The sequence below is a fragment of the Bryocella sp. genome (genome assembly GCF_058498515.1).
Genome location: NZ_JBMHYI010000035.1, coordinates 1 through 13,025 on the forward strand (window position 1 = coordinate 1; position 13,025 = coordinate 13,025).

The following is a 13,025-nucleotide window of genomic DNA, read 5'->3' on the forward strand; positions in this document are numbered from 1 at the left end:
CCTGGGCTTGATTATATCGGGCGTGTCAAGGGCGGCGACGCCGATCAGCTTCAGTGTGGCGATCCTGCGTGGACGGATGAGTCGGGCCTTCAGCTCTCTGGTCTTTGCCGACCTTAACCCAGGGCTTCTCCACCCCAGCGAGCAAAAGCGCTCGCCGGGGACCCCGGTTCGCCCTGGGCTAGTATGGAACGGGCCTTTGGCCCTGAGTTACGTGTGACCGTCGGAAGCTTCGGCCCCCAGCAACCTCTGGCCATCAAGTGCCCATGGCCTTTGAGAACGCGGAAATTCTGACTTAGGTCCCCTAGACGCCCTACACGAAGATCGTTGTAGAACTCGATATGTCGAGGGACAGAAACTTCACTAAGAAGTGCCCGCGGTTTGTTGTCACCCTCCAGAAGGATCCCGGGCCGCTCGCGCTTCTGCCCTTCGTGCCATCGTGCGCTTTTTGAAGTCCAGCTTCCTGCAAAGCTACTGTGTCAACAAACGCCGGATACTGAGCAGAAATGACAACACAATGACATCTACGAGGCGTTTCGAGAACGTGGCGAGGCATCCCAAGGGTTGAGCAGGGCTTGGCGACGGAGTTGAACTCTCCAAGGCGCCTTCTTATTGGAGACGGGGAGCCATCATGTACGCCAAGCGGATAACAGCGCAGAGTAGCTTAACCAGGGAGATTGGATACGACTCAATCGCCGTCGCTTTTCTTGGCAGTCTATGTGTTCTGGCGTCCCTTCTGACCGGATGCAACTCTGGATCAGGCGCGATGGCGACGGGGCCGACGCCCGATTTTTCGCTTGCGGCCTCGCCGGGGACCGCAAGTGTGACAGCGGGGGCAACGACCGGGGCCGTGATCACCGTTGCCGCAACGGCGAGCAATGGTTTCGCCCAGCCGGTGAGTGTAATGGTCACGGGCCTGCCTGCGGGGGTAACGGCGATGCCAGCGACCCTGACGCTCCAGCCCGGCACACCGCAGACGGTCACGCTGACGGCCGCAGCGAGCTCCGCGGCGGGCTCGGCTACCGTGATGCTTACGGGAACCTCGGGAAGCCTGAGTCATAGCGCGACCGTGGCGCTGACGGTAACAGCCGCACCGCCTGCGGATTTCTCCCTGAGCCTGAATCCTGCCACGCTTACGCTGACCACGGGCGCCCTCGGTCAGCAGGTCGCGATCAACGCGACGCCGACCAACGGATTCAGTGGTCCCGTGAGCGTTTCTTTGTCGGGCCTGCCAACCGGGGTTTCGGCGACTCCGTCGACGCTTAGCCTGACGCCCGGAACGCCGCAGTCCATCATGCTGGCGGCTGCGGCGAATACCGTCGTCGGGATGACCAGTGTGACGTTCACCGGCCAGTCGGGTTCGCTCTCGCATACGACCACCCTGGCGCTGAGTGTCATGGCCCCAACGTCCAACGATGCGACAACATATCACTACGACAACTCGCGCAGCGGCTTGAATGCCAGTGAGTTCACACTCGCGCTCAGTAACGTGAAGTCGACGACATTCGGCAAGCTCGCCATGCTGCCCACGGATGGACGGGTAGATGGCGAGCCGCTCTACCTTTCGGCCGTGAACATCGCCGGACAGACTCACAATGTGCTGTATGTGGTGACGGAGCACGGGACTGCCTATGGGTTCGACGCGGACAGCGGAACCGTTCTGTGGTCGACCTCGACGCTGGGAGCGGGCGAGACGCCGAGCGATGATCACGGCTGCAGCCAGATCACGCCGGAGATCGGCATCACGAACACGCCGGTGATCGATCGCAGCAGTGGCCCGAACGGAACGCTGTTCGCCGTGGCGATGTCCAAGGACGGAACGGGCGCTTATCACCAGAGACTCCACGCTCTGGATCTCACGACGGGGAAAGAGATCGCGGGAAGTCCGACGGAAATCACTGGAACCTACCCGGGAACAGGCGAAAACAGCACGAACGGCAATGTCATTTTCGATCCAGGTAAGTATGCGGAGCGGGTCGGGCTGCTCATGTTGAACAAGACGATCTACCTGGGATGGACGTCGCACTGCGACTCCCAACCGTATACCGGGTGGGTGATGGGGTACAGCGAGGTTACGCTGAAGCAGACGCAGATCCTGAACCTGACGCCCAACGGAAGCGAGGGCGCGATCTGGATGTCTGGCGCGGGAATGGCTGCAGATACGGGTGGCAATATCTACCTGCTGGACGCGAACGGAACGCTCGACACGTCACTGGATGCGAACGGCTTTCCCGTCAATCATGACTACGGCAACGCGATCGTGAAGCTCTCGACGACAGGCGGGACGCTGGCCGTGGCAGACTACTTCGAGCCGTATAACACAGTGGCGGAGTCGAATGCGGACATCGATCTTGGGTCAGGAGGAGCGCTTCTGCTGCCCGATCTCACCGACTCCACAGGAACGGTGCGGCACCTTCTGGTGGGAACCGGCAAAGACGGAAATATCTATGTTGGGGATCGCGATTCGCTGGGTAAGTTCGATCCTACCGGTAACACGAAGTTGTACCAGGAGATCCCGGGCGCGCTTCCCAACGGGGCCTGGTCGATGCCAGCGTACTTCAACAACACCGTCTACTACGGCGGGGTTGGAGATGTGCTGAAGGCGTTCACGATCACCAGCGGCAAACTGGGCACCGCACCGTCGAGTACCTCGGCGACGACCTTTGCGTATCCCGGAGCGACGCCGAGCGTGAGTTCGAACGGCACGAAGGGTGGGATCGTATGGGCGTTGGAGAGTGCGACAACTGCGCCCGCAGTGCTGCACGCCTACGATGCCACCAACCTGGCCAACGAACTCTACAACAGCAAACAGGCCCCCAACGGTCGAGACAGCTTCGGGAATGGCAACAAGTTTCTGACACCGATGGTGATCAATGGAAAGGTGTTCGTGGGTACGCCAACTGGAGTCGCCGTCTTCGGCCCGCTGCCATAGAAAGCGAAGACGGCAAAACGGGGCTGCCCCGCTTCGAGTCTCGGAGCGGGGCAGTCTTTTCCCCCTAGACGCGGCCGGCGAACTCTCGGGTCTCGGTGGTGATCTTGATCTTCTCGCCTTCTTTGACAAAGAGCGGAACGCGGATGGTGGCGCCGGTCTCGAGCTTGGCTTCCTTGGTCACGGAGCCCGAGGAGGTATCGCCACGAACGGCAGGTTCGGTGTAGTCGATGACGAGTTCGACGAACTGGGGCAAATCGAGGCCGATGGGGTTGCCGTTGTACTTGTTGATCTGGACGATGGTGCCTTCGAGGAGCATTTCGAGAGCATCGCCCATCATTGCTTCGCTGAGGTTCAAGGTCTCGAAGGTGGACTGGTCGAGGAAGTAGGAGCCATCGCTATCCGAGTAGAGGTAGGAGGCGTCGACGGACTCGAGGTCCGGTTCGTTGAACTTCTCTTCGGCCTTGAAGGTCTTGTCCAGGACAGCGCCGGAGACCATATTGCGCATCTTCACGCGCACGAGGGTCTGTCCGCCGCGCGCGGTGGGGGTGGAGATGTCTTTGTCGAGGCACCGCCAGGGTGCGTTTTCGAACTCGAAGAAGCCCTTCCGCTTCAGGTTAATTGCGTCGATCAGTGCAGCCATGCCAACAGTGTACGCAATCGGTGAGGTGGATGGCCTGCTCGACTTTGATCTCCCGCTGAGGGTACATTCTCTGCGTCGCCAGCATGTCCGAGGGCATCGATAGCCTTGACCCATCTGGCAGGAGGCACAATGAGCGGTATCCCCCCTTGGTTTGAGCGCAGGTTTGAGTTCACCTTTCCCGTGGAGCTGGCTCCAAACCTGTTTGCGCGATTGCGGGGCACTCCTGCGCGGCTCGAAGAGGCGCTACGTGGGGCAACCTCCGAGACGCTCACACGCAAGACTGGCAGCAAGTGGTCGCCGCAGGAGCATGCGGGACATTTGCTGGTGATGGAGCCGTTGTGGCTGGCGCGGGTCGAGGACTATGTGGAGGGTAGCGAGGGGCTGACAGTTGCGGACCTGGCGAATCGGGCGACGCATGAAGGTCAGTTCAACGATCGACGGCTGGAGGATATCCTCAGGGACTTTCGAGCCGCTCGACGCCAGCTACTGGCGCGCGCCGAGCCGCTCGATTCCACGTTTTATGGCAAGGCAATCCCGCACCCGAGATTGAAGACGCCTATGCGGCTTGTGGACCATCTCTACTTCGTCGCGGAGCATGACGATCATCACCTGGCGGAGATTCATGCGCAGCTGACTTCGATCTAACACTGAGTCCGTGGTCAGCCGAAGGCCCTCCGCGCGGAGTATCGCGCGGAGGGCATCCGGATGCAGGTACTACGAGCCAGACAGGTGAGCGACGTTCAGGTTGTCGTTGTTGTCGCCTTTCCAGGCAATGAAGACCTTGGCGTCGTGCGAGCAGAGGCCAAGCGGCTGGGTTGTGGCTTCGTTGGTGATGGTCTGCTTCCCTCCGAAGCTGGTTCCGTTGGTTGAGCTTTCCAGGTTGAGGTAGGGGTTGCCGTCGCCCTTCCAGCCGAGGTACAGCCGGTTGTTGTTGACGGTGAGCGATGGCGACAGCTGGGTAGTGTCTGGCAGGATGGACTTGTCAATGAGGCCGACGATGTCGTTGCCGGTCATCGCCACTCTCGCGACGTTGAGGTTGTCGTTGCCGTCGCCTTTCCAGGAGATGTAAAGCGCATTGTTCATCGTCCCAAGCGATGGAGCCTGCACGCTGGTCTCGGTGGAGATGCACTTGTGGCCGAAGGTCGCGCCGTTGTCAGAGGAGTACATCACGTTGAGATCGGGATTGCCCGCTCCTCTCCAGGCGATGAAGAGGCGGCCGTTGCAGGACGCGATGGCGGGAGTGAACGGACTGGTGTCGGTGAGGGTGACCTTGTTGGTGAGGCCGGTGACGTGATCGCCCGCGACCGAGACCCGTGCGACGTTGAGGTATTCGTTGCCGCCATCGCCTCGCCAGGCGATGAAGAGGGTCTGGTTGTGAACGCAGAGCGATGGCGCGGCGGGACTGGTCTCGGGCGAGATGAGCTTGCCGCCGAAGGTATGGCCATCGTCGAAGGAACACATGACGTTGAGGTTGTCGTTGCCATCGCCCTTCCAGGCGAGGTAGATGATGCCATTGAGCGAGGCAAGCGCCGGCCCGAGTGGGCTGGTGTCTCCGAGGGTGACTTTGCCTTCCAGCGTGGTTTGCGCGGCAGTAGAGATGTTTGGCATGTGCATTCCTTTCCGTGGGTCGCGTAGCGTGAGAGGCATCTGGAGAAGCTCGACGAGATTCGGCCAAGTGCCACGTGATGGAGGAAGGGGAGTGGGAGCCGCAGAGCGCGACTGAGACTCTCGCCGGCGCCGCGCTTGAGAGGAGCGCTGCGCAAGGGATTGCTGCCTTCTGGCTACGCTCGCACCTCTCGAGTGCGCCCAGCCAGATGGCGACGCGGACACTGCGGTGTTCGATTGCGGTGTCCGATAGGAGGAACCTTACGCCCGGCGAAGAGGGTGTGACAGCGGTCACAGAAAAATCTTCAGGGGTTGTCGTTCGGTTTCAGGAAGGTTCACGACACGACAAAAGGCCGGTCCCGAAGGACCGGCCTTTGCTTTGCTGCTGAAGTGAGGCTTAGAGAGCCTGCACGTTCTCGGCCTGGAGACCCTTGGGTCCCTTGACGACCTCGAACTGCACGGCCTGGCCTTCCTGAAGGCTGCGGAAGCCGTTGCTCTGAATTGCCGAGTGATGAACGAATACGTCGGGTCCGGACTGGCGGCTGATGAAGCCGAAGCCCTTCGCGTCGTTAAACCACTTCACTGTTCCCTGTTCCATTGTGCTTGTCCTTGTGCTGCAAAAATTGGATGTTCCGCGAAACGCAACTTGGTGTTGATTGCGTGTAGAGCGTACAGCCAGAACAAGCAAAGAAGACCAGACGTAATCGCACGTCCACTGCGATTGTACACCCGAGCATCAACTCGTCCAGCAAAAAGCCACGCCCCTCGCCGAACTTTTCGCGGGACAAAGACCGTATTGGTCATGCGGGACCAGGGACGTCCTTGGCGGACGAGCGCAGCCAGCGGGTGAAAGCGGCGAGGGGTTTGAAGCTCCCACTGGAGCGGAGGCGGGCGTAGCCGACCTGGCGGAACTGGGGGCGTGGCAGGGGTTGCACGGAGCATCCGACGGCGAAGGCAGCCGCCATCGCGGGGGCGATGGTGATGCCGGCACCGGAGGCGACGAGCGGGAAGATGGTCCCGAAGTGGTTGGATTCGAAGACGGGCGAGGTCTCGGTGCGGGAGCGTTTGCAGGCGGTGAGCATGTCGTCGCGGAAGCAGTGGCCTTCCTTGAGGAGCATGAGACGTTCGGAGGAGAGGTCGAAGGTGCGGACGTTGTCAGGGTCGGCGAGGCGATGGCCCGGTGGGGTAACGAGGACCAGCGGGTCGCGGAGGAGCGCGCTGCAGACGATGCCATCGGAGTGGAGCGGGAGGCTGACGATGATGAGGTCGAGCTCGCCGGTGAGGAGCTCGTCGACGAGGCGCTCGGTGAGGTCCTCGGTGAGGGTGACGTCGATCTCCGGAAACTCGCGCTGGAAAGACGGGAGACGCGGCGCGATGAGGTACGGGAGGATGGTGGGGATGACGCCGACGCGGAGCGGGCCGCGGATGTCGGTTTCGAGCTGGCGGACCTGGGCCTCGGCGCGCTTGGTGCTGGAGAGGATCTCCTGCGCGGCGGGATAGAAGACTGTGCCGGCCTGGGTGAGACGAAGGGTGCGGCCCTGGCGCTCGAAGAGGGTGGCGCCGACAGAGGTTTCGAGCTTGCGGATCTGCTGCGAGAGCGTGGGCTGAGAGACGCCTTGTTTCTCGGCGGCACGGGTGAAGCTGCCGGCTTTGACGATCGCGCAGAAGTAGCGGAGCTGGTGGAGTTCCATAGGCAATTCCTATGGTACGCCGCGGGAATGAGCTATAGATTGTGGGAGCGCGGGTTGAGAAGCAGGTCTCTCCACTGCGCAGGACGATGGAGCCGTCCTGCTTCGGTCGAGATGACAAAGTATGGGTTGGGCTAGATGGTTTGCGAGAGAAGCTCGATGGCACCCAGAGCCGTAAGTTCTTCGGCTACGGCGTGGCCGAGGTCGGCGGCGGCGATGCCTACGGGGGCTTTGCGGAGGACATGGGCTACCTGTTCGCCGTCGGGGGCGGCGACCATGGCGTGGAGATGGTAGTGATCGTCAACGCGATGGCAGAAGGCTCCGAGGGGGAGCTGGCAGCCTCCGCCGAGGGCGGCGAGGACGGTGCGCTCGGCGGCTACGGCGAACTCGGTGGCGGGGTCGTTGAGGGAGCGGACGGCGTCGTAGACAAAGGCGTCGCGTTGGGCGTCGGGGCCGGTGGCAGCTGGATGGGAGACACGGGTTTCGAGGCCGAGGGCGCCCTGGCCGGGGGCGGGGGTGATCTCGTCGACGGAGAAGCGCTGGTGGACGTGCTCGGTGCGGCCGAGGCGATCGAGGCCGGCGGAGGCGAGGACGAGGGCGTCGCACTGTCCTTCGCTCCACTTGCGCAGGCGGGTGTCGATGTTGCCGCGCATGGCGACGAACTGGAGATCGGGGCGCAGGGCGAGCAGCATGGCCTGGCGGCGGGGGCTGGTGGTGCCGATCTTTGCGCCCATGGGGAGCATGTGGAGGCCCCAGTAGGCCTCGCAGATGAAGGCGTCGCGGGCGTCGACGCGGGGCGGGATGGCGGCGAGGGTGAAGCGGGATTCGAGCTCGGTGGGAAGGTCCTTGAGCGAGTGCACGGCGAGGTCAATGCGACCAGCGGCGAGAGCTTCCTCGATCTCCTTGATGAAGATTCCCTTGCCGTCGATGGGGGTGCCGTCGGCGTAGGTTTTGGGAGCGACGAAGTTGGGGTCCTGCATGCGGTCGCCGATGGTGCGGATGACTTCGATCTCGACGGTGTGGCCTTTGTCGCGCAGGAGCCCCGCGATGTGGTTGGCCTGCCAGAGCGCGAGCTCGGAGCCGCGCGAACCAATGCGAATGGTGGGTGTGCTCATCGACTCTAAGAATACGCCGGGAGAGTGGATTTGCTGTGTGCGGGCTCACATCGGGAGGACGCTGGCGGGCAGGACTACGATTGAGGGATGAAGTCTCTTCAGCTGGCTGGGTTTGCGTCCTTGTCTTTGCTCATCACCGCAGTGGCAGTCGCGCAGGGCTACGAGTCGGAGAAGCCGATGGGATCGATGGCGCAGGAGAAGCCCGCGTATCTTGCGAAAGCCGGTCTGGAGCAGCGGCTGGGTCAGCCGTTGCCGCTGCAGGCTACGTATACGGATGAGACAGGGCGCACCGGAGAGCTGGGCTCCTGGCTGGAGCACAAGCCGTTGGTGATGGCCGAGGTGTACTACAAGTGCGCCATGCTGTGTCCGCAGGTGCTGCATGGGCTGGCGACATCCTTGAAACAGACGACGCTGACGGCTGGCAAGGATTATGACGTCCTGGTGCTGAGCATCGACCCGATGGACAAGCCGGAAGATGCGGCGCAGCAGAAGAAGGATTTCCTGGCCGAGGCGGGCTGGAGCCACGATGCGCGGGCAGCCGGGGCGGTGCATTTCCTTACCGGCCCTCCGAGTTCCATTGAGGCGACGTCGAATGCGACGGGATTTCATTTTGTGCGTGTGCCGGGACCGGATGGAAAGTTGAACCAGTTCGCCCACTCCAGTGTGATCCTCTTCGCGACTCCGGAGGGCAAGCTGTCGAAGTACCTGGCGGGCATCGAGTATCAGCCCCGGGATGTGCGGTTGGCGCTGCTGGATGCGGGCGAGAAGAAGATCAGCAACCCCGTGGATCTGCTGATCCTGTACTGCTGCAGCTATAGTCCGTCGGTGGGAGCGTACACGGTGAGTGTGTTGCGAATCCTGGGCCTGGCGGGGATGGTGACCCTCGTGGTGGTGGCAGGGATGATCTTCCTGCTGACGCGGAAGCCAAAGAACGCGACGGCGTAGGGCGATTTGCGCATCGTGCGAGGCCCGGAGGCCATCTCAAGGTCACGATGAATGTGATTTTGTTTGGGGCAAGCGGGATGGTGGGGCAAGGCGTGCTTCGCATGTGCCTCCACGATGCGCGCGTGGAACGCGTGCTGGTGGTGACGCGGCAGGCGATCGATTTGAGCGCCGTCACGGTGGTCACGTCGCCGAAGGTGGAGCAGATTGTGCGGCAGGACTTCCTCGACTGGAGCGATATAGAGGAGCGCTTCGTGGGATTCGACACGTGCTTCTTCTGCCTGGGGATCTCGTCGGTGGGTATGGACGAGGCGCGGTATAGGGCGATCACCTACGACATCACGATGGCGGCAGCACGCATGCTGGAGCGGGTAGGCTCGCTGCGGACCTTCATCTACGTTTCGGGAGCGAGCACGGACGCCAACGGGCGGCAGATGTGGGCTCGAGTGAAGGGCGAGACGGAAAATGCCCTGCTGGCAATGCCCTTCCCGCAGGTCTTCTGCTTTCGGCCGGCGTATATCCAGCCGATGCACGGCGTGCGGTCGAAGACGGCGTGGTACCAGGCGATCTATACGGCGGTGGGCTGGATGTACCCGATGCTAAGAGCGATGGTGCCGAAGTATGTGACCAACAGCGACGAGGTCGGGCTCGCGATGATTGGCGTGGCGGAGCGGGGATTTCCGCGAAGGGTGCTGGAGAACGTGGATCTTCGCGAGGCGGCGGCAACTCAGATACGCTTGCGGACATTCAGCCCGCGATAGAAGACACCAGCGATCAGGATCGTGTCCTCGAGCACCTCGAAGACGATGGTTGCGCTGCGGCGATAGCCAACCCTGCGTAGTCCAGGCCTGAGTCCGTGCAGTTCCTCCCCTATGACGCCCGAAGATCCCAAACCATCGCAAAAGGCACGCAGGGACTCGGTGTACTGCAAGGCAATGCGCGGGTAAGAAGCGTTTGCGATGTAGCGAATATCGAGAGGAACTGCCGCTCCGCGCGTGCAGAGTAGACCACCTTGCGCGGGATCATTCTGAGCGAAGGGCTCGATGATACTCCGCGATCAGTGCTGCGCTTAGCTGCTCCGAAGTGCGCGAGGACATGGGATCGCGCTCGTACTCTTCACAGGCAGGAATGATCTCTTCGCGCAACCAGAGCTCGAAGCTCTCAGGCTCCAGTTCAAGCGCCTCGAGACCCTCGCGGATGACTTCCTCTACGCTGTCGTAGTGGCGCTCCACACGCCGCCGCTCCAGCCGTTCCGCAAGCTCCGAAGAGAGATTGACTGTCGAGAATTCGCTGGCGGCCACTGGTGCGCTCCCTGAACAAAATATTACTCCGTGGCAAATTGTTGCAGCTACTCGCCGCGTTGTTTCTGGGTGGATTTCAAGGCGGCGATCTGGGGGTGGAGGAGCTTCGCGGCGAAGGCCTTCATGGTGGCCTCGATGGTCGCGAGCTGCTCGGGCGAGAGCGGCTGAGCGGCGAGGCGGTGGGTGAGCTTAGCGATCTCCTGCTGGCGCATGGAGTCGGCGTCGGCCAGGAGCTGCTTGATGGCTTCGGCGGCGGGGGCGAGCGAGAGACGTGTGCGCCAGGCTTCGACTTCCTGGGTGACGATGGTCTCGGCGGCCTGGGCTTCGCGGGAGCGATTGGCTTGATTGGCGGCGGCGACTTCCTGGAGATCGTCGATGTCGTACACGAAGCAGCCGTCGATCTGGTTGACTTCGGGAGCGACGTCGCGGGGGACGGCGATGTCGATGAAGAAGACGGGGCGATTCTTGCGGCGCTGCAGGAGGGCCCGGGCCTGCGCGGGCTGGAAGATGGTCGAGCCACCGAGCGCGGCGGCTCCGGTCGATGTCAGGATGATGTCGGCGCGGTGGGATTGCTCGTGAAGCTGATTGAACGGGATGATTCCGGTAGTGATGGTGGGGGTGCGGAGGCCGTCGGCGATCTTCTCGGCGCGAGCCTCGGTGCGGTTGGAGACGAGGAGGGTGTTGGCTCCCTGCTGGATGAGATGGCGGGCGGTGAGTTCGCTCATCTTGCCGGCACCGACCATCAGGATCGTCTTGCCGGCGAGTGAGCCGAAGATGTTGCGGGCGAGGTCCGCGGCGACCGAGGCGATGGAGACGTTGGAGCTGCCAACCTGGGTTTCGGTGCGGACGCGCTTGGCGACGAAGAAGGCTCGCTGCAGGAGCGGATCGAGGACTGAGTTCCCTGCCGGCGCGCCGGCCGTGGCGTCGGCCGAGTGAATCGCGCCGACTTCGCGGGCGACGTTCCAGGCGTGCTTGACCTGGCCGAGGATCTGCGCGTCGCCGACAACCATGGAGTCGAGTGAGCTGGCGACGCGGAAGAGATGGCTGATGGCTTCCTGTTCGCGGCGCTCGTAGACATGAGGGCGGAGCTCGGCGGCATGCACGGAGAAGAACTCGTCGAAGAAGCGCATGAGGCGCTCGGTGGCGTTCTGCTCGGACTCTCCGGTGGGGTCGTGGACGGTGAGGAGCTCGACGCGGTTGCAGGTGGAGACGATCATGGCCTCGCGGACGCCGGGCTGCTCGACGAGACAACGTGTTGCTTCGGCGAGGCGGGAGGTTGGGATCGCGATGCGCTCGCGGACGCCGATGGGAGCGGTCTCGTGATTGACGCCGAGGAGCAAGAGGCGCGACTGCGGAGCAGCAGCTGCAGGTGCAGCGCCGCGAGACGACCTTGCCGTCTCCTGCGTTGTGACCTTCTGCTCCCGGGTTGTGTCTTGTGTCGCCATCATTGGTGATTACGGGGCCTTGAAGCGGTGCACGGTGGAGAGCTGATTGGCTGCCCAGACGGCGAGCACCACGACGAAGACGAAGCTGGAGAGATAAATTGCCCTGCGTCCGCGCAGGCCTGAGTGGCGGCGGATGAAGATCATCAGCATGTAGGCGAGCCACATGGCGATGGAGAGCAGGACCTTGGGATCCTCGAAGAAGCTGGGGCCGATGGTCTGCAGGGCGACGATGGAGCCGATGAGGAGGCCGGCGGTCATGCAGGGCAGGCCGAAGAGGAGCGACTGGATGGCGATCTGCTCGGTGGTCTCGAGCGGCGGAAGCCAGGAACGGCGCGGGCCCCCCGCGCGCTTCTGCTTGAGTCGGCGCTCCTGGATGAGATAGAGCACGTTGGCTATCAGCGAGAGCAGCAGCGCGGCGTAGGCGGCGAGCAGCAGGGCGATGTGCAGGAAGAGCCAGCCGCGATGGATCAGAGGATAGTCGATGGTCTCGGTGCCGGGGCGGAAGGCAGGCACGATGGTGAGCAGCACGGCGAGCGGGAGCAGCACGATGCCGAAGGAGACGGTGCGGTAGCGGAGCGCCAAACCGAGGAACGCGAGGCCGAGGAGCAGGCCGAGCCAGCTAAGGGTTTCGTGGGTGTCGACCGGGAGCGCGCGGTGCGCGGCGTTGAGGGTCTCGACGATGGCGACGAAGTGGAACAGGACTGCGCCGACGGCGCAGGGGAAGGCGAGGTGTCGCCAGCGTGGGCGGTTATAGAGGGCCGCAGGCAGAACCGCGAGGGCGGCCACACCGTAAAGCAGAACCGCGACTCGAAGCCAAAGAAGTGTCATGCCGGTTGAGCGTACCTTGAATCCGCGTGAACCTTCGATCCGCGCACCTTTGAGTATATCGGGGCGCGAAATCCAAGATGTGATGTGCGTTACAGGGGTTTTTGTGCGGAGCCTGAGAGGCAAGACCGGTGAGCTAGGGACTTCTTCAGGTCTCTGAGCTCCGTGAGATCGAACCAAGAGGCTCGCGGGAAGAAAGGCACGGAGGGATGAGGCAGGAGAAGCCCTGTCGGGTCCTTCGGCTCGCTGCGCTCGCTCAGGATGACAACCTTTGCGTGCTAGGCGTTGCGGGTCTTTTCGAGGACCATCTCGCGGAGTTTGTTTTCGATCATGGAGAGAGGAAGGAACGTCGGCTTGCCCGTGACCTCGACGGTGAACTTGCCTTCGGCGTAGGCATAGTTGGCGGTGACGCCCTGGCGGGAGATGGTGCCGGTGGGGCCGGTGGCGTCGACGCCTGCCTCGGTGAGGGCTTTCTGGGTGGCGGCGAACTGGGCATCGGTCATCGGAATCTCAATCATGGGGTCGAGTGTACCGC

General features: G+C 62.6%; 13 protein-coding genes. 4 read left to right on the top strand and 9 right to left on the bottom strand.

Translation table 11 applies throughout. The annotated features are described in order from the left end of the window. The first annotated feature begins 763 nt into the window (after positions 1–763). On the top strand, positions 764–2,929 hold the full coding sequence (locus AC5E6W_RS10140; protein WP_491752175.1) for a COG1470 family protein: 2,166 nt from the start codon (positions 764–766) through the stop codon (positions 2,927–2,929). A gap of 64 nt (positions 2,930–2,993) precedes the next feature. Here AC5E6W_RS10140 and efp read toward each other — a convergent pair whose 3' ends face one another. Further along, complete coding sequence (gene efp / locus AC5E6W_RS10145) at positions 2,994–3,569, bottom strand: elongation factor P (RefSeq protein WP_491752176.1); 576 nt, start codon at positions 3,567–3,569, stop codon at positions 2,994–2,996. Positions 3,570–3,698: 129 nt separating this feature from the next. Here efp and AC5E6W_RS10150 point away from each other — a divergent pair, with 129 nt between their 5' ends. Next, the gene (locus AC5E6W_RS10150; RefSeq protein WP_491752177.1) at positions 3,699–4,214 is read left to right on the top strand and encodes a DinB family protein; all 516 of its coding nucleotides are present in this window, start codon (positions 3,699–3,701) and stop codon (positions 4,212–4,214) included. A 69-nt stretch (positions 4,215–4,283) separates the two neighbouring features. Here the strand turns inward: AC5E6W_RS10150 and AC5E6W_RS10155 are convergent, their stop codons facing one another. From AC5E6W_RS10155 to hemC, 4 genes are all read right to left on the bottom strand, one after another. Beyond that, positions 4,284–5,177, bottom strand: coding sequence for a hypothetical protein (locus AC5E6W_RS10155; RefSeq protein ID WP_491752178.1), 894 nt, complete (start codon positions 5,175–5,177; stop codon positions 4,284–4,286). A 394-nt stretch (positions 5,178–5,571) separates the two neighbouring features. After that, a complete protein-coding gene (locus AC5E6W_RS10160; RefSeq protein WP_491752179.1) occupies positions 5,572–5,772 on the bottom strand; it encodes a cold-shock protein in 201 nt (66 codons plus the stop codon). Between the two features lie 202 nt (positions 5,773–5,974). Beyond that, positions 5,975–6,865, bottom strand: a complete 891-nt coding sequence (locus AC5E6W_RS10165) for a LysR family transcriptional regulator (RefSeq protein ID WP_491752180.1) — start codon at positions 6,863–6,865, stop codon at positions 5,975–5,977. Positions 6,866–6,996: 131 nt separating this feature from the next. After that, positions 6,997–7,977 (bottom strand): hydroxymethylbilane synthase, encoded by a 981-nt coding sequence (gene hemC / locus AC5E6W_RS10170; RefSeq protein ID WP_491752181.1) that lies wholly within the window; start codon positions 7,975–7,977, stop codon positions 6,997–6,999. Between the two features lie 87 nt (positions 7,978–8,064). Between hemC and AC5E6W_RS10175 the strand changes: the two genes are divergently transcribed. Next, on the top strand, positions 8,065–8,922 hold the full coding sequence (locus AC5E6W_RS10175) for an SCO family protein (protein WP_491752182.1): 858 nt from the start codon (positions 8,065–8,067) through the stop codon (positions 8,920–8,922). A gap of 47 nt (positions 8,923–8,969) precedes the next feature. Next, the gene (locus AC5E6W_RS10180) at positions 8,970–9,680 is read left to right on the top strand and encodes a Rossmann-fold NAD(P)-binding domain-containing protein (RefSeq protein ID WP_491752183.1); all 711 of its coding nucleotides are present in this window, start codon (positions 8,970–8,972) and stop codon (positions 9,678–9,680) included. Positions 9,681–9,941: 261 nt separating this feature from the next. Here the strand turns inward: AC5E6W_RS10180 and AC5E6W_RS10185 are convergent, their stop codons facing one another. The 4 genes from AC5E6W_RS10185 to AC5E6W_RS10200 all read right to left on the bottom strand — a co-directional run bounded on the left by AC5E6W_RS10185 (position 9,942) and on the right by AC5E6W_RS10200 (position 12,993). Continuing rightward, positions 9,942–10,220: a hypothetical protein gene (locus tag AC5E6W_RS10185; RefSeq protein WP_491752184.1), complete on the bottom strand. Its 279-nt coding sequence runs from the start codon at positions 10,218–10,220 to the stop codon at positions 9,942–9,944. Positions 10,221–10,267: 47 nt separating this feature from the next. Next, complete coding sequence (gene hemA / locus AC5E6W_RS10190; protein ID WP_491752185.1) at positions 10,268–11,668, bottom strand: glutamyl-tRNA reductase; 1,401 nt, start codon at positions 11,666–11,668, stop codon at positions 10,268–10,270. A 6-nt stretch (positions 11,669–11,674) separates the two neighbouring features. Further along, positions 11,675–12,493 (bottom strand): cytochrome c biogenesis protein CcsA, encoded by an 819-nt coding sequence (gene ccsA, locus AC5E6W_RS10195; RefSeq protein WP_491752186.1) that lies wholly within the window; start codon positions 12,491–12,493, stop codon positions 11,675–11,677. 275 nt (positions 12,494–12,768) lie between these two features. Beyond that, positions 12,769–12,993 (bottom strand): hypothetical protein, encoded by a 225-nt coding sequence (locus tag AC5E6W_RS10200; protein ID WP_491752187.1) that lies wholly within the window; start codon positions 12,991–12,993, stop codon positions 12,769–12,771. Positions 12,994–13,025: the final 32 nt, after the last annotated feature.